The organism is Halobacillus naozhouensis, assembly GCF_029714185.1.
GTDB classification, from domain to species: Bacteria; Bacillota; Bacilli; order Bacillales; family Halobacillaceae; genus Halobacillus_A; species Halobacillus_A naozhouensis.
Map to the genome: position 1 here is coordinate 1709337 of NZ_CP121671.1, position 19291 is coordinate 1728627.

Annotated in this window: 18 protein-coding genes and 1 pseudogene; 13 read left to right on the top strand and 6 right to left on the bottom strand. The window is 37.0% G+C overall.

The features are described 5' to 3' along the window. Nucleotides 1–14 precede the first annotated feature (14 nt). Both P9989_RS08965 and P9989_RS08970 read left to right on the top strand, forming a co-directional pair. Complete coding sequence (locus P9989_RS08965) at nucleotides 15–626, top strand: FMN-binding negative transcriptional regulator (protein ID WP_283078426.1); 612 nt, start codon at nucleotides 15–17, stop codon at nucleotides 624–626. A 339-nt stretch (nucleotides 627–965) separates the two neighbouring features. After that, complete coding sequence (locus tag P9989_RS08970; protein WP_283078427.1) at nucleotides 966–1817, top strand: sialate O-acetylesterase; 852 nt, start codon at nucleotides 966–968, stop codon at nucleotides 1815–1817. A gap of 875 nt (nucleotides 1818–2692) precedes the next feature. Here the strand turns inward: P9989_RS08970 and P9989_RS08975 are convergent. Next, the gene (locus tag P9989_RS08975) at nucleotides 2693–3154 is read right to left on the bottom strand and encodes a CarD family transcriptional regulator (protein ID WP_283078428.1); all 462 of its coding nucleotides are present in this window, start codon (nucleotides 3152–3154) and stop codon (nucleotides 2693–2695) included. A 484-nt stretch (nucleotides 3155–3638) separates the two neighbouring features. Between P9989_RS08975 and P9989_RS08980 the strand changes: the two genes are divergently transcribed. From P9989_RS08980 to P9989_RS09015, 8 genes are all read left to right on the top strand, one after another. Next, complete coding sequence (locus P9989_RS08980) at nucleotides 3639–4163, top strand: DinB family protein (RefSeq protein WP_283078429.1); 525 nt, start codon at nucleotides 3639–3641, stop codon at nucleotides 4161–4163. 212 nt (nucleotides 4164–4375) lie between these two features. Next, on the top strand, nucleotides 4376–4729 hold the full coding sequence (locus tag P9989_RS08985) for a CotD family spore coat protein (protein WP_283078430.1): 354 nt from the start codon (nucleotides 4376–4378) through the stop codon (nucleotides 4727–4729). Between the two features lie 1014 nt (nucleotides 4730–5743). Then, nucleotides 5744–6286, top strand: coding sequence for a DUF4871 domain-containing protein (locus P9989_RS08990; RefSeq protein WP_283078431.1), 543 nt, complete (start codon nucleotides 5744–5746; stop codon nucleotides 6284–6286). A gap of 783 nt (nucleotides 6287–7069) precedes the next feature. Next, nucleotides 7070–8884, top strand: coding sequence for a group II intron reverse transcriptase/maturase (gene ltrA, locus P9989_RS08995; protein ID WP_283075615.1), 1815 nt, complete (start codon nucleotides 7070–7072; stop codon nucleotides 8882–8884). 208 nt (nucleotides 8885–9092) lie between these two features. Further along, complete coding sequence (locus P9989_RS09000; protein WP_283078432.1) at nucleotides 9093–9617, top strand: DinB family protein; 525 nt, start codon at nucleotides 9093–9095, stop codon at nucleotides 9615–9617. 150 nt (nucleotides 9618–9767) lie between these two features. Then, entirely contained in the window at nucleotides 9768–10610 is an 843-nt protein-coding gene (locus P9989_RS09005) for a nucleotidyltransferase family protein (RefSeq protein ID WP_283078433.1), read from the top strand. 160 nt (nucleotides 10611–10770) lie between these two features. After that, complete coding sequence (locus tag P9989_RS09010) at nucleotides 10771–11406, top strand: alpha/beta family hydrolase (protein WP_283078434.1); 636 nt, start codon at nucleotides 10771–10773, stop codon at nucleotides 11404–11406. Nucleotides 11407–12012: 606 nt separating this feature from the next. Then, nucleotides 12013–12147, top strand: coding sequence for a GNAT family acetyltransferase (locus tag P9989_RS09015; protein WP_390305348.1), 135 nt, complete (start codon nucleotides 12013–12015; stop codon nucleotides 12145–12147). Here the strand turns inward: P9989_RS09015 and P9989_RS09020 are convergent. After that, a pseudogene (locus P9989_RS09020) lies at nucleotides 12125–12471 on the bottom strand (IS110 family transposase); the annotation flags it as partial. The gene P9989_RS09015 and the pseudogene P9989_RS09020 overlap by 23 nt on opposite strands. A gap of 247 nt (nucleotides 12472–12718) precedes the next feature. Continuing rightward, nucleotides 12719–13771 (bottom strand): Delta(5) desaturase DesA, encoded by a 1053-nt coding sequence (desA, locus tag P9989_RS09025; RefSeq protein WP_283078436.1) that lies wholly within the window; start codon nucleotides 13769–13771, stop codon nucleotides 12719–12721. Nucleotides 13772–14060: 289 nt separating this feature from the next. Between desA and P9989_RS09030 the strand changes: the two genes are divergently transcribed. Both P9989_RS09030 and P9989_RS09035 read left to right on the top strand, forming a co-directional pair. Next, on the top strand, nucleotides 14061–14396 hold the full coding sequence (locus P9989_RS09030) for an alpha/beta fold hydrolase (protein ID WP_283078437.1): 336 nt from the start codon (nucleotides 14061–14063) through the stop codon (nucleotides 14394–14396). Between the two features lie 47 nt (nucleotides 14397–14443). Next, entirely contained in the window at nucleotides 14444–14800 is a 357-nt protein-coding gene (locus P9989_RS09035; RefSeq protein ID WP_283078438.1) for an alpha/beta fold hydrolase family protein, read from the top strand. 286 nt (nucleotides 14801–15086) lie between these two features. Here the strand turns inward: P9989_RS09035 and P9989_RS09040 are convergent, their stop codons facing one another. From P9989_RS09040 to P9989_RS09050, 3 genes are all read right to left on the bottom strand, one after another. Next, nucleotides 15087–16484 carry a hypothetical protein gene (locus tag P9989_RS09040; protein WP_283078439.1) on the bottom strand — a complete coding sequence of 466 codons (1398 nt, stop codon included), beginning with the start codon at nucleotides 16482–16484 and terminating at the stop codon, nucleotides 15087–15089. 235 nt (nucleotides 16485–16719) lie between these two features. Then, a complete protein-coding gene (locus P9989_RS09045; RefSeq protein WP_283078440.1) occupies nucleotides 16720–16974 on the bottom strand; it encodes a PLP-dependent transferase in 255 nt (84 codons plus the stop codon). Between the two features lie 111 nt (nucleotides 16975–17085). Next, nucleotides 17086–17700: an FMN-binding negative transcriptional regulator gene (locus P9989_RS09050; RefSeq protein WP_283078441.1), complete on the bottom strand. Its 615-nt coding sequence runs from the start codon at nucleotides 17698–17700 to the stop codon at nucleotides 17086–17088. A 129-nt stretch (nucleotides 17701–17829) separates the two neighbouring features. Here P9989_RS09050 and pdxR point away from each other — a divergent pair, with 129 nt between their 5' ends. After that, nucleotides 17830–19209, top strand: a complete 1380-nt coding sequence (gene pdxR, locus P9989_RS09055; RefSeq protein ID WP_283078442.1) for a MocR-like pyridoxine biosynthesis transcription factor PdxR — start codon at nucleotides 17830–17832, stop codon at nucleotides 19207–19209. The last annotated feature ends 82 nt before the right edge of the window (nucleotides 19210–19291 follow it).

A 19291-nucleotide genomic window follows, 5' to 3' on the forward strand; every position in this document is an offset into this window, starting at 1 on the left:
AGAGGTGAATGAGGATGTATATCCCAAAGCATTTTAAAGTCACAGATTTCGATGAAATCAGAGATTTTATTCAGACGAACTCTTTTGGAACGATCCTAACGACAAAACAAGGAAAACCTATAGCGACTCACTTACCTTTGGAGTTACATAAACAAGGGGATGACTATTATCTCACTGGACATTTGGCTTATGCGAATTATCAATGGAAAACTTTCGGGGATGATCCTGTTCTTGTTATGTATCAAGGTCCGCATGCTTACATTTCATCCTCGTGGTACAAGTTTGAAAATGTGCCCACCTGGAATTATCAAGCTGTCCATGTATATGGAACGGCTAGTCTCATGAGTGAACAAGAATTGCAGGAAGACCTGAAATCTCTATTGCAAAAGTATGAACAACACCGTGAAAATGCCGCGTTTTGGGGGAGCTTCTCTCCGAAAACCAAAAAACAAATCAAAGGCATTGTTGGATTTAAAGTAAAGGTGCAAGAATTTCAAGCAGCATACAAATTAAGTCAAAATCGAAATAAAGAGGACTATGACAATATTATTGAAAAACTAAATAAGGAGATAGATTTAAACTCTCGACAGTTAGCAGAAGTGATGAAAGCTAGAAAAACGAAGTGATCAACTCTATCTATATCCTATATTTTAGATGGTTATATCTTGAAGTCGAGTCTTCCCGAATCGGGCGCGTTTATCGATTAACGCGTCCTTTTTACATTTAGGGGGCATATTGTGGAGGAATGAATTCCAAAGTTTGTTAAAATGATACTTAATTATGAGGGGGTGGAAAAATTGCTAGGGTATTACAGCACACTATCAAGAATGGGATCTACTAGGCTGAAAGGAAAAGCTCTTAAAAATTTATGTAATAAACATGTAGTAGAAATATCTAATTGGAGCTGTACTCTTAATACTGTCTAGTTTAATTAGCACTTTGCAAACAAAGAAAGAGGTTTTTATATGAACTCTATATTAATAATTGGACAATCAAATATGGCAGGAAGAGGATTTATTGAGGATGTACCGCCGATTTATAATGAGCATATAAATATGTTACGAAATGGTAGATGGCAAATGATGGCGGAACCACTTAATTTTGATCGTCACGTAGCTGGTGTTGGTCCGGCAGCCTCTTTTGCTCAGGCTTGGACAGAGGATCATCCGGGCGAGTCTATTGGAATAATAGCATGTGCCGAGGGAGGAAGCTCAATTGATGAGTGGACAATTGGTGGATTATTAGCAAGACATGCGATTTCTGAAGCAAAATTTGCTATAGAAACAAGTGAAATAGTAGGAATTCTGTGGCATCAAGGAGAAAGCGACAGTTACGGAGAACGTTATAAGACTTATGAAGATAAATTGCTTTCATTATTTAAACACTTGAGAGAAGAATTGAATGCTCCACATATTCCGATTATTGTCGGTGAATTGGGACATTACCTTGGAGAGACCGGATTTGGGAAAAGCGCTGTAGAATATAATCAAATAAACCAGGTATTATCTAAAGTTGCTTATACTGAAAAAAATTGCTATTTTGTAACATCAAAAGGCTTAACAGCAAATCCGGATGGTATTCATATTGATGCTATCTCCCAAAGAAAATTTGGATTAAGATACTATGAAGCATTTTCAAAACAAAAACATGTTTTAGATATTTTGGACATGGAGCATGAATGGATTGAAAAGGAAGCAAAACGTGAATTAACTAAAAATGAAAGTATCTATGTTCAAAGTATGAAGTTTGCCTTAGGACAATTGAGTTTTGAGGAGTTTTCCATTAATGTCTCTAGAATAAATGAAAGGAAGTCGTAATTATTCATAATTGTCAAAAGTTCATTAGGGTGCTATATCAAACATGAAAGGAAGAAGCTTTAATTGTGTAAAACTCATATTTTGACAAGGATGATGTAGACATGAGCAAACACGGGCATTATTAAACAATATTGAAGCTGAAAATACAGATAATCGCCTGCCTCTGTTTTTGAGTGTTGACCAGGAGGGAAAGTATTTTAGTCAAAAAACGTTCATCTCAAAAATAAAATCATAGGTTTGTCTTTATATGGTACTTGTATAATTGGACTATTCTTGGTGAATGTATTTTTCAATAAAGCTCTTATTATGAGTATGATTTAAAACTTAGCTAGGTCATTAATCAGAGCCAACGTTCAAAGGAGATCTTGTAAATGCCGTGATCAGATATAAGCTCATTAATAATTATGCTCGTACTTTTGAATTGTTGTTTTTAATTTAAAGCTTAAAAACAGTGCTTTAAAAAGAGAAAACGACAGGCTTTTAAAGACAACTGGGGAATAAGAGGATAGGAAAAGCGAAGCAAAGGAAATATTTAGAACCTCAACACAAGTAAAGACGTTAAAACACTAAGAGAGAAGTACGGTTTATCCTTGATAGATGAAAAAAATCGTGTACTCAGTGAAATAGTGTAGATCTTCAGGTGCACAACACTGAGATATTTATTGTAGGATTGTGATTTGGATTGCGAATCGACGTGTGAATTAACATCAAAACGCTACAGCGATTTTACAATCGTTGTAGCTTAATAATCAAAAAACTATTTTCTCGTATTTTTCTCGTATAACATACTATCATGATTTACTTTTAATAATAATCATATTCCCGAAAAATTCAGGATATTTTCGGGAGATGTAATACATTATCTATAATTAACTTTAACAGAAAATTTTTATTTGATTTTCAGTGATCCCTTTAATTAATCTCAGTTCACTAATCAAAAATTCATGTGCGTTATCAAACATTTTTTTCTCGCTTGTATTAAGCGCTTTCTCTTTCTTCATACGCTTTAAATCACGTACAACTTCAGCACCTTCTTGTATTTTACCTGTTTTTATTTTGTCCGTGTTCACTTTATACCTTTGTTTCCACGGCAGTAATCTATCTGATTCTCCATCCTGAAAAATGTGTATGATGTGTTTTAATGCAATTATGTCAGTAACTGGGCGTATACTAGAACTCAATATTTTACTCGTAGGAATCATGACTTGCATATTACTGATTAACATTTTTATGATATAATACTCTTGTTTTTCCCCTGAGATTTCCTTTTCTTCTATGGCTTTAATTATACCTACTCCGTGCATTGGATAAACAATGTTATCGCCAATTTGAAACAAAAAATCCCCTCCATATATGGTAACCTTATTAAGCTTATCATATATATTGTTTTTTATCAAATTTTTAATAATATCATAATTTAAACTTCGAAGTCAACTAATTTTCATTAAAAATTAGAAAAAACTAAAACAATTGGAATCGTGTCGGATTACTGTGGTTTTATGCAAATGTACATTCAAATATTGATTGTTGATATTTTAAATTCTGTATTCTTTAAGGACAAAGCGAACTGAAGGAATCATCTTGTAAGGTTTATTTGTTTCTTTGTTGGTTTCTCTATTTTCAACTTTTTATTGAATTTATTGTTAGATAAAACTTTGTAATTTTTCACTAAAGGTGACGATAGTTAAAAATTCACTTAGAGATACCTCGAAATTAAACATTCAACAATCAGGGTCAATTATTCAGTAATACTGATCGTCTCTTCTTTACTATATTTGTGCGCAAGATTTGTGGAATGAAAAAGATGGAGGAGGATAACATATGAATTTTAATTTAAACGAAGCACTTGAGATTTTAGAACGAACACCAAATACTTTAGAAATCTTCTTATCTGGCTTATCTGTTGATTGGCTAGAATGCAACGAAGGTGAAGGAACATGGAATTCGGCCCAGGTAGTTGATCATCTAATTGAGTGTGAGAGAAATAATTGGATCCCTAGATTAAAAACGATTGTTGAGGAAGGTAATGATAAGGTATTTCCTCCATTCGATCGAGATGCTCACATAACCAAACCGTCTAAGACCTCATTCAGTCATAAGTTGAATGAGTTTAAAAGCCTACGAGTTCAGAATATCGAGATTATTAGTGGACTGATTAAATCTGATACACAGTTTGAACTAACAGGGAAACATCCTGCATTTGGAGAAGTAAAACTAAGAGAATTGATATCGACATGGGTGGTTCACGATTTAACGCACATATCCCAGATTGTAAGGGTGATGTCAGAAAGGTACAGGGAGGATGTCGGCCCCTGGGAAGAGTATTTAGGAGTTCTGGGAAGCTAAATTATTTTGTTATCGAATCTTCTATAACCGGGCGCGAGAGTTGAATAAAGGTTTTGGTTGTGAAACGTTCATAGACTATAAACTTCTGTGTTTAACCTATATATCCAAGATGATTCACCTGGAAAAACACACAATTCTCCTTCAAGTTCGTTACTAGTCTACGACAAACTTTTTCTATTGCATACAATAGGAGAGGAAAGGAGGGATATTCTATGGGACGATATTATAAATCTCGAAAAGAAAGGGATCTGGAAGGTTCATGCTCCCCGGATCAAACTTCACCTGCTCAGGAGGAAACGATTTATTATCCTACTGAAACCGTTGTAAATTACAATACGAATCGCCGCGTAGTAAAGCATGTCCGTCCAACTGAAGTTGAAAATGTCAATAGAACCATAATTAGAAATGAGAATTATTATCCAGTTACCAATTCAGAGGTAAATGAAACAGTTGTAGAGGAATACGATTGCGGAAGTGATATAAATTCTCCAAATTGCCAACGAGTAAGTCCTTCAAGTACGAATAATAGTGGATCAAACTGCGGATGTCATAAGGATAAAGGATAGAGTTAATAGGAGCTGAAAGTCCCTCTTAAGGGGGCTTTTTTCTTTTGTTCATAATAAGAGATGTTACAAGCTATTAGAAGCTTGGTGATCATTTTGAGTTAAATTAACTTGATATCGAGTTCAATATAAGGATGCAATCGTATTATTGAACTCCACCCCAATTGTTAGACATGACTAACAAATTGGAGGTGCAGTTCAGAAAAGGAATTGTGCCTTTTTCAATAGTAGGTCCAGATTATGTTATATTTGAGATGAAATAGTTTTTATCATGGGGCGCTCGGCGCACTTTTGTTGGTTGTAATGTCTTGGGACACGTCGGAAGCAGATAAGGAGGAAGATAAAATGACAGCAGGTTTATTAATTCTAATAAGCATTTTTTTCCTAGGTTATGTTGTGTTCACAATGACTAAAACGAAACTACTTAAATATATTTTGACACTTCTAATTAGTACGTTATATGGTTTTTTGCTATTTTTTATTGGTATGAGTGTTTCGGGGACTGTTTTTTGGATCCTTGCGACATTGCCTATAATTACTGGACTAATACTTATGATTAGAAAAATATATTCCTATTCTAACGGGTTGCATTAATCGATTATTCTTTATTTTTAGGATAATCGATTTTTTCATGTTTCCGAAAATGGGTGTTTTTGCCCAACGCCCGTAAAAGAGGGATTAACAGATATTAGTGTCAAAAAATATACAATCATATTGAAATGGTTCAAATTGATGTATGATTTGAAACACAAAAAGCAGGGATAAAAGCCTCATTCAATAAGTATGCTTTATGACAGTAGCCATTCATTACTGTCGATTAAATAAGTTAGTCCATGGTATTCCATTAAAGGGGTGCGTTCATCGAATAACGCGGCCTTTTTATTTAAGGGGCATTTAATTGAATAAGGAGGATTGTTTTAGAAGGCTATCGAAGTAGTTTTATTCAGGAAACTATTCAACGAATACAGCAAGATTGGGATTAAACTAACTGCTTAAAAAACAGGAGGTGCGAGGTGGTTGAAAAGAAGATTTGTTTTTTTAGCTTATCTAGCTTTTTTATTAATGCTTTTAACTGCATGCGAAACTGAGAGTAAAACTGAAGGAAAAGACAATAAAGTTAAGGAATTGAAATATGAAGGGTCTACACTTGAAATAAAAGACGAATATAATGAATGGAATCTATCTCCAAAATTTAATTATCAAACTAAATCTTATAGTGGTGAAAGTTCAACATACGAAGTTATTGGAAGTAAAGATGGATTTGGCATAACTGGTAATTTCCCAATGAAGGCCGATAAACAGAAAAAGTTTTTTTGGTTTTATTGGGGAGAAGAAAACATCAAGAATCAACCCGTAAAAGTAATGGCATATAAAAAAGGCTCGGAAGAATTAATCAAGGTGTTTTCAGGAAAGTTCTACGAAGGTGCCCAAATTAATGAGAATGAAGTCAATATGCCATCATATTTAATGCTTCCATCCCCAGGGGTTTGGAATTTATTAGCTTACATTAATGACGAACTTTCTGGAAATATTGTGGTAGAAGTAATTCCCAAAGGATAAATATAAGAAAGAGACTCGTTACTGAGTTAAACTTTATTATATTATTTTGAAATCAAGTCTTCATGAAAAGGGGCGCGCGCGACAAGTTCTGCTATAAACGCCTTTCGCCGTGAAAAAGCAGGAAGTTTAAACAATTAAATTTCAACTTTACAACGGAGGATGGGAATGACGGATCCATGTTTCCTGAAACCATCCCGTCAATACTCCTGCATGCGTTATAATTGATAGGTTATAGGGTATGAAGCACAGGTAGATTAGGTAGAACGAAGGCTGTAGCCATTCAATAAGAAAAGGTATGCCAACGGATATGCCTCACGGCTGAAAAACTAGATACGGTGAGAATCGTTCCTTGAGATAGGAACTGACGAACCTCCGAAAGTAAGGGTCTAAATTTTCAACGTAGGGAAACTTACGTGTCATCTTACGATGACGTGAGTGGTGTGGAGTAAAACTGCGCCCTCTGAAATACGCTATACCGAACCATGGCGGTATCCAGCTCACAGGCTTAAAGGAAGCACCTATGTTTAGTATGGAAAGCTACGTTGTAAGGTACTTGGAAAGCAAGGGACGTTGAAACAAGGGCTGTCACCCGAAACGGTTGCTATAAAGCTCCATGCTGAAAAGTATTTGTCCTTGTGAGGGTAGGGGAGTGACTGGAATCTCCTGTAATGGGAGTGGAGGAACAGCCCCAAGTCTAATGAATGAAACGATTATTTTCCGTAAGTGAATGGCACCGATCGGGTAGGAACGTGGGAACATCACTCCATAAGGAGGGATGCCACAGTGCCAACGTTGCGAAACTGGGATTATTATCATATGACGGAGACGTTTACAGACCTACATGAAAAAGCGAGTCAAGGATACAAGTTTTCTCATCTTTATGACACGATCATTTCGAGAGAAAACATCCTGCTCGCTTTTCGCATGATTAAAACCAACAAAGGGTCCAAAACGCCAGGTACCGATGGAAAAACCATCGATGACATGAAAGAGCTATCGGAAAACAATCTCGTAAACGAAGTAAGAACCAAACTAAGAAACTATCACCCGAAGAAAGTTCGAAGAGAATGGATTGAAAAAGAGAACGGTAAATGGAGACCTCTTGGGATTCCATGTATCTTGGATAGAATCATCCAACAGAGCTTCAAACAAGTTCTCGAACCGATTGTTGAGTCTCAATTCTTCAAACATAGTTACGGGTTCAGACCTCTCCGGTCTGCTCATCATGCTATGGCAAGGATACAATACTTAATTAACCAAGCGCAATTTCATTTTGTCGTCGATGTAGATATTAAAAGTTTCTTTGATAATGTGAATCACTCATTACTAAATAAACAGCTTTGGAATATGGGTATTCGAGACCGAAAGGTTCTCGCTTGTATAGCTAAAATGATCAAGTCCGAAATCGATGGAGAAGGTGTGCCTGTGAAAGGATCACCACAAGGTGGTATTCTATCACCTTTACTCTCTAATGTGGTTCTAAATGACTTAGATCAATGGGTTGCAGGACAATGGGAGGTCTTTCCTCTTACAAAAACCTACAGTTCAGATGATGCTAAAAGGCGAGCTAGAAAACAAACAAACTTGAAGCAAGGATACTTGATTAGGTACGCCGATGATTTTAAAATTCTATGCCGAGATGGAAAGACAGCTCAACGGTGGTACCATGCGGTACGTCTTTACCTCAAAGAGCGTTTAAAGTTGGACATCTCTCCAGAGAAATCTCAAATTGTAAACTTGAGAAAACGAGAATCAGAGTTCTTAGGTTTCACCATTCGTGCGAATAAAAAGGGGAAGAAACGAGTGGCCCATACAGGGGTCATTTCCTCAAAAAGAAGGAAAATCAAACAGGAAGCTAAGAAGCTCATTCGAACAATAAAAGCTTCCCCTTCTGCTGGAAATATTCAACGTTATAATAGTTTCGTTTTGGGTATTCATCATTACTTCAAACGAGCGACTCATGTAAGCCTTGCGTTCTCACGTCTTGCTTTCGATCTTAAACCATTTCTAGTGAACCGTCTTCGACCGGTTGGAAAACTAGAACATCCTTTTCAGCCACCACCTTTTTATAAGAAGAACTTTAGCTTAGGAACGAAGACTATCAACATTAGAGGGATGTACCTTTTTCCTATTGGTAATGTTAAAACATTCCATAAGATGAACTTCAGTCCAAAGCTTTCGCTTTACACAAAGAGAGGTAGAGAACAAATTTATAAAAAGTTACGACCGGATATACAACAAGAAGTCGGTTATTTAATGAAAGCTTCTCTACCGAATCGGAGTATAGAATATCTTGATAATCGAATAAGTCGGTACAGTATGAAGATGGGTAAATGTGAAATTACAGGCGAGTATTTACATGCTTCAGATGTTCATTGTCATCATTATGTACCCAAGAGTTTTGGAGGAACGGATAAGTTTCAAAACCTCCGCATTCTCCATAAAGATGTCCACCGGCTCATACACATTAGAGATATCGAGCGAATCAATTTTTATCTTGAAAAGATTCCACAAAACCAACGAATTCTAGATAAAATTAACCAATACCGAAAGGTATGTGGGATGGAAGGGATCAAGCGATCCAGTCTCGAAGAGTAACAAGGAACTTATAATTTAGTACATATCATTAGATGGAACGCCGAATGCTGGGAAACTAGCACGTTCGGTGCGGAGCAGGGGAAAAGCCGGAGATAACTTCAAACGCTTACCTATTGCTAACTTTCGCGGAATAAGAATAGAGCCTAAAAACCAAAGGGGTAGTGTATAATTAGGGTGCTATATCAAACATGAAAGGAAGAAGTTTTAAATGGCGCAGCTTGAATTACAATTGTATGACTATAACGAATGGGCAAATAGACAAATTTTCAACCGACTAAATGAGCTACCCAAGGATGTTTATCGTCATGAAGTTCAAAGTGTTTTTTCATCGATATCTCATGTTTTAGCCCATGTTTATCTTTCTGATCTTGGGTGGATAGAAGTGTTTTATGGTAAAAGCATGGATTATTCATTAAGGCTGCAAGAGCAACTAAAAGAGGAAATAGTATCAAAGGGAATAGAAGAAATGGAAGCGATGTTTTTTAAACTGTCAGAACGATACAAGTTGTTCCTAAGTAAAATGGAAAACACAGACAAACCTCTTGTGATTGAAAACCCGAATGGTGACTTGATGGAAACAAGTGTGTTTGAGCAAGTTCTCCATGTTGTGAATCATGGAACATATCACCGTGGTAATATCACTGCTATGTTAAGGCAGATGAGTTATACTTCTGTTCCGACAGATTATGGTCTTTATTTATATTTAAAACAAATGGAGAATAATCAAGAATGAATGTCGTGCAAATCCAATAAAGAAATAATCTTTCATTTCGACTGTTCAGCAATCGGGCGCAAATCTTGAATAAGACATGCGCTCCTTGTATGTGAAAAGGCCATTTTGTTGAATAAATACAATCAGAGAAGAAATGGGGACTTTTAAGTAATGACTGAAATTAAAGAAATAGGATCTTTATGTTCTGTAGACGACAAAGGCTATATAATAAACCAGTCTAATCCCAATAAAATCAATAATAAATTTCGAGAAGTAATCCGACTAATAAATGAAAGCTGTCTTTCCGTTTTACCAAAGGAAATTCACAGCATTTATATAAGAGGATCTGTGCCAAGAGGGTTAGACATTGAAGGTGTATCTGATGTTGACGTAATAATAGTAACCTATTCTAATCCTCAAGATATTGACCTTGATTGGGTGGAGGAGACCGAACAATTTATTGATCAAAAATTCCGTTTTATAAACGGTGTAGAATTAGGATTCTGCCCTTTAAGTGAGGTTGAGGAGTCAAAATATTGCTCCATGATTCCGTTTATTCTAAAAACCTATGGTATTTGTGTTTATGGTGAAAACCTAATAAGTAAGCTCCCTGATTATAAACCCGACAGCTCCTTGGCGAATGAACACCTCATTCACTTAAGATCTCTGATTGATAAAGCCAAGCATGATTTAACGGGAAATGACGACATTGAGGACATTAAGGATTGCTGTTCATGGATCATGAGAATTATTGTGAGGGCTGGTCTCGCGCTTGTCATTGTTCAAGAACAGTCATACACAAGGGATCTATTCCCAGCCTATAAACTATTTTCGAAGCATTATCCTGAAAAAGAGCAAGAGATGAGAACAGCGCTTTGGTACGTAATCAACCCCTTATCAAGTTCAGAAGAAATATTGAAATTCTTGGATCACTTTGGAAGTTGGATAAAGGCGGAAGCAGAAAATTGGCTTAAAGTTTATAACCCAACAAGGGAAATACATCTACCGCTTTGATAATGTACTCACTGTTCATTTAAAGGAGCGCAAGAGTTAAATAACGACTGACAAATACAGTCCGTTTTGGCGTTCTTATTCAGTTATAGAAGCAGGGTTATTTAGTAAAATGAACAGATTTTATTAGAAGTTTTTTCAAGATGGTTAAGGGGGAGTAGATGTGAAGGTTAATATTAAATCGAAGATGATTGGTGATAAAGAAATTCAATATACGCATATACAAAACAATTCAAAAGTTGTCTGTATTATGTTTTCTGGTGCAGGCTATACATATGATAAACCCTTATTTTATTATTCAACAATGAAGCTTATAGAAGGAAAAATAGACATTGTTCATATCCATTACTCCTACTCTCAGGATGAATTAAATCTCCCCATAGCTGGAATAGCTGACATAATAACAAATGATGTGGAACCTATAATTGATGAAGTTCTTAACTGTGGCGAGTATAGAGAGAGCATATATTTTGGAAAGTCTATTGGAACTATTCCAATTATCAATGAGATTATGGTTAAACATCCAAAATCAACATTTGTATTACTAACCCCATTACTGAAGTACGAGTTGTTTATGAGACCTCTTTTAGAGAGTCAGAGTAAAATATTAATTATTGCTGGGAGCAAAGATCATCATTACGTACTTGAGAAAATAGAAGCATTAATGAACAAAAATAACATCAAGGTTAAGGTAGTCAATAAAGCTAATCATTCCTTAGAAATTGAACCATTCGATACATTGAGTTCTATTTCTTCACTAAGTGATACCATACAAAGCATCAGTCGTTTTATAAGATAGTCTTCAAGAATAGAATTAAGCTATTGCAGGCTAAAAGATTTGGATAAGTATGGGTGAGGGCCTTATTCCGCATAGGGCAAAAAGGAAGATCGTTATTAAATTTACCTTGAAATCAAGTCAGGGCGCATTTCCGGAATAAAGGATTTGCGCTTTTTTGCATCAATGGGCCATTATCTGGAAGACATGAATTCGAGATAACTCAATAAAAAGACTACTCAATTCACTTGGAATTATTTGGTTTAATAATGGTATAATTAAAATAAGAATAAAAATGGAGGGATGTTCTTTGGGTACCTTCGCAGTTTTATTGATTGTGATATTAGCAGTATTAGTCGATTTCTTTTGGTTGGATGTAGATCGAAAACGTTGGGGTTGGATGAAAAATTGGACAAAGTTTCAGAAAGGATTATTCTTTTCTGGCTTTGCGGTTGTTTCAGTTTTAATTTATGTGGGACTAAGTCTAGAATTTTTATGAGTCAATAGATGATCTAGTATTGGGGGCGATAGCTGCACAATGGTTATCACTAGTTGTGATAGCCAAGCATAAATGTTGTAAAAGTCTGGATGAATTTAAGTTATGATGTTATTGCGGTAGGAGGGTTAAAAATGATTCGTGAACTTGATAAAACTAAATTCTATAAATGCGAAAAGTTAATAAATGATGCGGGACATTTAGAAGTTAAAGCGGTAATAGAAGGTAATAACCCGGGGCGAATTTTTGTGGAGAGTCAATGCGGATAACTTGAGCTATTAAGTAAGCATCTTTAAGGTTTTACGAATATAAAAATTACGTAGTGCATCAGATTGCATGGGGTTGAAAGCTGTCACTTTGAATCCGAGTTGATGAAGGAAAGAAAAGAGAGATAACCAATAGTGACCTGTGGCTTCCATGCCACAAGCACATTCTTCAGGTGTAACCTGGTGTTGATTTAAGAATTTAAGAAGCTTGTCACTACCACTTTTTGAATTAGCAAAACGAAATGTTTTCCCGATAGGATCCCCATTTTCATTAATTAGTCCAGCTTCGTGATGACGTTTTCCAATATCAATTCCAAGATAAATCATACTATACCCCTCACATAAAATTAATCAAATGGAAGGGAACCTCTTAACCTTTATAGATACTCAACCTCGTTCGATATACGGTAACTACGTACCATCCAGCTCATACGAATAGTTCTATAAAGAAAGAGGTGTCAGTCTTTAGAACGAAGACAATGCTTCAAGAGCGCAGAGCGACAACCTCAATCTGATTAATAATAATATACGAGGGGCGCTATCCTTGAATAGGAACCTGCGCCCTTTTTTATTTTTATCGTCCCTGATAGTTTGGGGTTCGATGGTTTCGTTGCCTTCTCATTTTTCTTTGCCGTAAAATGTTTTTCATTTCTTTAAAGCTTACAAATTTCTTGTTGGCTTCATCATACACCCGGAAACGAAACGATTCCAGACTGGAAGCCAGTGTGATGGTTGTCGCCTGTTGAAGTGGCGTTACATTATTGTGGGTTTTTTCTAGGTTGTAATTAGGGACTCTTGGACTGAGATGATGCACGTGATGGAAACCAATGTTGCCGGTAATCCACTGCATGACCTTCGGAAGCTTGTAATAGGAACTTCCGTCGACGGCGGCCTTGACAAAATCCCATTCCTCTTCATTTTCAAAATAGGAATCTTCAAACTGGTGCTGGACATAGAACAACCAAATGCCGATGGCTCCTGATAGGAACAGAATAGGAATCTGTACAATCAGAAAGGCCTGCCAACCGATGATCCATATTAACAGCGCGTAGATAACTGCAATGGAAGTGTTGATGAAATACGTGTTCATTCTCTCTTTTCGTTTAGCCTCTTTTTTATTAAACCGATTGTCTACAAGGAAAAGGAAAAATGGACCTAATCCGAACAATACAATGGGGTTACGATACAGCCTATACGTTAATCGGGTCCAAAAAGAAGCGTGAATATATTCATCCACCGTCATCATCCATATATCTCCGGTGCCTCGTTTATCTAAATTGCCGCTTGTCGCATGGTGCATCGTGTGGCTGCGTTTCCATTTTGCAAAAGCAAAATGGGTGATAATGCCGGTAAACGTACCAACCACTCGATTCGCTTGACTGCTTTTGAAAAATGACCCGTGGGTGCAGTCATGGAAAATGATAAAGATGCGAACGACAAAACCGGCGGCAATCACTGCTAATGCAAGGGTCAACCAAATGGATACCGATAAACTTTGGTATGCGAGGAACCAAAACAAGAAAAACGGTAAAACACTATTGATTAACTGTGCAACCCCTACTTTTGTATCTGACTTTGCAAACGGTGCCACCCTTTTCTTCAGCTCTGCCTGTTGTTGTTTGCTCATAACCTTCTCCCTTCTAAACATGCATCTGACTCGGTGTAACGGCCAATTGATAACAATGTTTGTATTTTGTATAACTTGTTTCTTCATATTGTGTTGTGGTATCTATCAGATATTTCATAGCACTTTACCCTCTGAGGCCATAAAGAAAACGTTAAAAAAGCCGAAAAGGGTCTTTTTGATGACCCCCTTCGGCTTATGTCCGGGTCTATTGTGCGATTCACTTCCACCTTCATGGTTATTCGATTGCATAATTTAAGAGGACACAGTGTTTCTTCCGTTTACAAAGTTTATGAGAGTCATTGCAATCGATCAAAGAGGGGTACTTCGATCGGATCCGATCGAGGAGGAAGAATCATTCGGAATTTTTGACTTGATAGAGGGCTGTGAGTCCATTCGTGAGCAATTTGGTATAAAGAAGTGGGGTATCATTGGCCACTCATTTGGCGGGTATTTAGCCGCACAATATCAATTGAATTATCCTGAAAAAATAACACGCATACTGTTGGAATGTCCTATGTTTGATCTGGGAAGCACCGCCCGCTCACTTATTGCAGGGGCTATTCAGGAATATAAGCGATTAGGAAAAGATGAAATGGCGGAAGAGTCCCTGACTGCTTTTAAATAACTGATCCAGAAGAAGTTTGGAAAAAATGTATAGAGTTTCTCCTTGACTTGGGTGATCTCCATGGAGAGGAAAAACACTTTTTTGATCATCTTGCCGAAAAGTCTGGTATTCCACAAGAAAATTGGGAACGGGCTGGGAATCATCAGAAAAAGTTATATCAGGAAGGGAAGGTTTTTGAATCACAACTTCCTCAGCTTGATTCTATTAACTGTCCAATGCTTTTGATGAAAGACAACTATGAATGGGTGACTGCAGATGACCAGCTTGCTGCGTTTGCTAATAGTCAATCCAATCGTAAAATATCAATATTTAACCACAGTGGTCAATTTCCTAGGTTTGAAGAACCTGAATTGTACGTCAAAGTAATAAAAGAATTCATAAGCCATTCATCGGGGATTTATTAGTGGGTGATCACCGCTTATTTTCCATTTATAGGGCCATTATCTGGAATACTTGAATCCGAGATATTAAGAATTATGTTATTATGGTCAGCGTATATTAGAAATTATGGTTCATTATGGTAAATCAAAGTGCAGAGGAGATATCACGCATGAAATTGGTGATTTAGTATCTTTTGCAATACTTGATTAAAAAATGTTTTTTCAATAATAGGGGGCGATGTTTTCATAAGGCATCGCTGTTTTCTTCATTGAAAGGATCCTGGGATTCAGGCACTTTCACTGGTACATGTTAAGTCGCGTTAGCTGCCAAGCTCGCATAAAGCTGATGGTATGCTTTCGCCTCCTGTGGCATGCCTTTTTCGTTATAGATTCTCGCTAACCATTGTACAGGGGATGGGTCATTTTTCTTCAATTCCATTTCCCAGCTGAAACATTCCAATGCTCCCTCTAAATATCGGAAATTGTAATATAGTTCCCCTAATTTATGCTGATTGTCTAAATCGTTGATCAGGTATTTAATCAGTTGTACTTTATTGATTGTATCTTTGGCCTGAGGAATGTCATCTAATGGTATCAGCCAGTCAATGACTTCGTCTATGTCCTTACTCTGCAATAGCACTTCTAGGCTTTGGTTTAAAATTTGTTGAGCTCTCCCGACATGGGTCTTGAATAACGGAACTAAAAATTTATTCAAGTTTGGGAGGTGGTTGGAATTGATCTGCGGATTATAATTTTCTAATAAGTGCATCATTTGTTTCTCTTGCTCATCAGAGAGGTTGATGGAATGTTCAGTAACCAGCTGTATCATTTTTTTCAGGTGCCCCGTTTTCAAATAAAAATTTAGAAGATCATTTTGTAATGGTTGATAAGAAGAGTTAATGGTATACAGGCTTTCCAGCAAGTCTAATACTTCTGCTGGGTTAAAATGTGCTTCACCTATCTGTTTGAGGGACGTGTAGCTTTCTTCCGCAGGATGAGAAGAAAAACGGGCGATCAGAAGAACTGTCTGGTCTAACCATCTTCCCTGATTTTCCAGAACAGTAAAGAGGGTGGAAAACGATTCGGTTTCGTTTCGAATAGAAAATAAAGCTTTTTCATAAAAAATTGGATCTTGTTTGAGCAGGCTTTTATCCAGTGAGGCGTATAGTTCCCGGTACTTGTTCGCGTTCAATTCATTACTTAAAGATTTAGCCCATTCATTTTCTGGCATCCAGTCAGCAAGAATTTGTACGATACGATAACCTGCAAACATTTTTCCGTCTCGTCTCAGCTGGTAATAAAGGGATCGGATATATGTGAAAAGTTTTTCTTTCTCAATGAAAGCGTCGAAGTAAGTAGCAATCAGAGCTATTTCTTGTAAGGAGAATGATTTTTCCAAGGACTTGAAAAGTTGATTGAAGCTTTGTCTTTTGAGGTGTTTTTCAGAAGAAACTAAAGCAAGGATAAGAGGGTGTGGGGATGAAAGCAAGATACCATGTTCAAATGCCTTGGCAATATGGGAATCGGCATCTAGCTCGTTTGCTTTCCAAACGTTAAGAAACCGGTCCTTGTAAAAGACGAGATAATATGTATTATCCTGGGTATCATGTGCCTTAAGTATTTTACTCTGTGCATAGACGGTCATTTGTTCTATCTGCAAAGGTATCGTTTTGTTTTGGCTTTTCATCGATAAGGTGATGGTGTTCATGTTATCCCTCCTATTTATATCTCAACTATAGCAAAAATCAGTGTTTTTTTCATGTCATGGAAGTTAATAAGCAAAAGGGACCACTGAAAGGTCCTTTTGCTTTTGAGTTCTGGAATAAGTGATTGTGCAAATGATGGGAATTTGAAATAATTGTTATTAATCATTCGAGACTGTTGCAGAATAGGTTTTATATTTTAGGAGATACATATCGCTTGGCATAATCACACGGCGCGGTTTATCGGCAGGAAGACCTTCGATCTGCCATCCCTGATGCGAAAGCGACGCAATCATGCCCATCCTCGAGAGATGTGAGGCAGTCTTCCAGAGCCCGGCGATTGGGATTATTTTCACGGCTATATACGAATTCATTTTGATAAGATCCATCTTGAGCTCGTTCGAATGTCGTAGAGAGATGGATTGGCATGGTGACCGAGCTCGTTGATTTGTCAATCGAACGCCCGGAGTGAATGGCTTTTGTTTCAAGACGCATACATATTCCTCGCTTTCAAAGATTATTGTCATGATGTGTTATCACGAGCTTTGTTTGCTTCACTTGAGATATTTTAATAAGTTTTGTTCACCAAAGAGTACATTTATACCTTTAAGCTTTCTTTCTAAGAATTGTTTTCATATGAGATGCAATTTCCCTTTCATCCTCACTTGTAGATTGTTCAAGTTGTGAAATAACAAGCTTTAATCGCTCAGCGGAATGATTTTGACTCAACTTTGCCTTTCCTTCGATTTTATCGATCTTGATTTTGAACCCAACAATGCCTTTTGCCTGCCCTTCTAAAAAATGAGCATCCAATTGGTCCCATTGATATGAACTATTTGGATCTTCATATTTCAATACCATTTGATGAAGGGAATCCATCATTTCTTCTCCCTCTATGATCTCAACCTTTCCGTGTATATGAGCAGCTACATAATTCCATGTCGGAACAGCTTTATTTGTTTCATACCAGGAAGACGAGATATAACAATGCGGTCCCTGAAAAATGGCAAGTACCTCCTGTCCCTCTATATCTTGCCACTGCTTATTCGGTTTTGCAAAGTGGCCGTACAAATATCTTTTTTCTTTATCTAAAATCAAAGGAAGGTGGGTCGCATACGGATGACCCTGATGTTGGGAAAATAGAGTAGCGAAGCTGTTTTCCTCAATAATTTCATAAATCACTTCTTCATCTTTGATTTCAAAGTGCTTTGGAATATACATCATCATCACTCCTCATCTAATTTTGTGTTTGAAAATACAATTTATCGCTCATATAAAATATATTATGATATAAACTGACATTTAAAAAGATACAATTTAAAATAATTAAGAATGTCAGGAGAGATATATATGAAAAATTATCTTTTTGCCTTAAACGAAAGCTCTCCCAAATACAAACAAATCTACGAGCAGTTTAAATCATTTATTGAACAAGGCAATGTGAAAGCTGATGAACAACTACCCTCCATTCGGCAACTTGCTGATTCTCTCCAAGTAAGCCGTAATACCACCCTAACAGCATATAATCAGCTTGTAGCAGAGGGTTATATTCGCGGGGAAGGAAGAAAAGGTTATTTTGTCAATTTATTAGAGCCATCTTTATACCAGGAATCACCAATCCTCCCTAACAAAAAAAGGGGGAGAAAGGAAGCGTCCGTTCGTGTCGATTTTCGGACAGATGCTGTTGATCAATCCCATTTCCCCTTAAAAATATGGAGGCGAATAGCGAATCAGGTCTTAACGTTACCTGAGAGCTTTCGATATGGGGAACCTTTTGGAGAGGTGAGTCTGCGCGAACAAATTGCCGCATACTTACTCCAATCACGTGGGGTAAGAACAGATGCGGATGCCATTTTCATCGGTAGCAGTACACAACAAATGCTTATCCATCTAGGCCATATACTACAGGAAGATTATTCAGGTATTATCGTAGAAGATCCAGGGTTCGATGGTGCCAGGGAAGCTTTTCAATTCCATCACTTTTTGCTTGAATATTTGCCGGTATATGCAACAGGTGCAGATCTTTCGCAACTTAAACAAATGGATTCAGCTATAATCTATGTAACACCTTCTCATCACAGTCCGTACGGTGTAAGCATGTCCATTCAACAACGACAAGCGCTCATTCAATGGGCAAACAAGGTACAGGGATACATTATTGAAGACGATTATGATAGTGAGTTCCGATATACGCAACGTCCGTTTCCAGCGCTCGCTTCTATTGATTCAACAAGGGTCATTTATCTGGGAAATTTCTCAAAGGCTTTTCTTCCGGGACTACGTTTAAGCTATATGGTGTTACCACAGCAGCTGTTAAACCGTTATAAAAATCAGTTCCTGAACTTTGAAAGCTCAACTTCCCTTTTTAGCCAACTTACAATGGCTAAATTTATGGAAAATGGGGAATGGAATCGGCACATTAAGCGAATGCGCCTTGTTTATAAACGAAAAATGAAATACCTCGTTTCATTGTTAAAAAAACACTTTGGGCAAAGTATATCCATTATTGGCGAACAGTCCGGTTTGTACGTATTAATTAAAGTAAATCTGGAGTGTTCAGAAGAATGGCTAATCGAGCAGGCTTTCCTTTATGGTGTTAAAGTGCGGCCAACTTCGATCTATTTCATAAAAAACCATCCGGATAGACCAATGATTAAACTAGGGTTTAGCGGTCTTTCTTATGATGAAATCGAACTTGGTGTAAATTTTTTAAGAAAAGCGTGGTTATAAAAAATCTTTTTAGAAGGACGTTCTTCGGCAATCGGGCGCCTTTCTAGAATAAGAAGTATTCGTATAATAACTAACGAGGGGG

Coding starts and splice junctions, on each gene's coding strand:
- P9989_RS08965 (WP_283078426.1), top strand. CDS start 15: ATGTATATCCCAAAGCATTTTAAAGTCACAGATTTCGATGAAATCAGA.
- P9989_RS08970 (WP_283078427.1), top strand. CDS start 966: ATGAACTCTATATTAATAATTGGACAATCAAATATGGCAGGAAGAGGA.
- P9989_RS08980 (WP_283078429.1), top strand. CDS start 3,639: ATGAATTTTAATTTAAACGAAGCACTTGAGATTTTAGAACGAACACCA.
- P9989_RS08985 (WP_283078430.1), top strand. CDS start 4,376: ATGGGACGATATTATAAATCTCGAAAAGAAAGGGATCTGGAAGGTTCA.
- P9989_RS09000 (WP_283078432.1), top strand. CDS start 9,093: ATGGCGCAGCTTGAATTACAATTGTATGACTATAACGAATGGGCAAAT.
- P9989_RS09005 (WP_283078433.1), top strand. CDS start 9,768: ATGACTGAAATTAAAGAAATAGGATCTTTATGTTCTGTAGACGACAAA.
- P9989_RS09015 (WP_390305348.1), top strand. CDS start 12,013: ATGATTCGTGAACTTGATAAAACTAAATTCTATAAATGCGAAAAGTTA.
- desA (WP_283078436.1), bottom strand. CDS start 13,771: ATGAGCAAACAACAACAGGCAGAGCTGAAGAAAAGGGTGGCACCGTTT.
- P9989_RS09030 (WP_283078437.1), top strand. CDS start 14,061: ATGAGAGTCATTGCAATCGATCAAAGAGGGGTACTTCGATCGGATCCG.
- P9989_RS09040 (WP_283078439.1), bottom strand. CDS start 16,484: ATGAACACCATCACCTTATCGATGAAAAGCCAAAACAAAACGATACCT.
- P9989_RS09045 (WP_283078440.1), bottom strand. CDS start 16,974: ATGCGTCTTGAAACAAAAGCCATTCACTCCGGGCGTTCGATTGACAAA.
- P9989_RS09050 (WP_283078441.1), bottom strand. CDS start 17,700: ATGTATATTCCAAAGCACTTTGAAATCAAAGATGAAGAAGTGATTTAT.
- pdxR (WP_283078442.1), top strand. CDS start 17,830: ATGAAAAATTATCTTTTTGCCTTAAACGAAAGCTCTCCCAAATACAAA.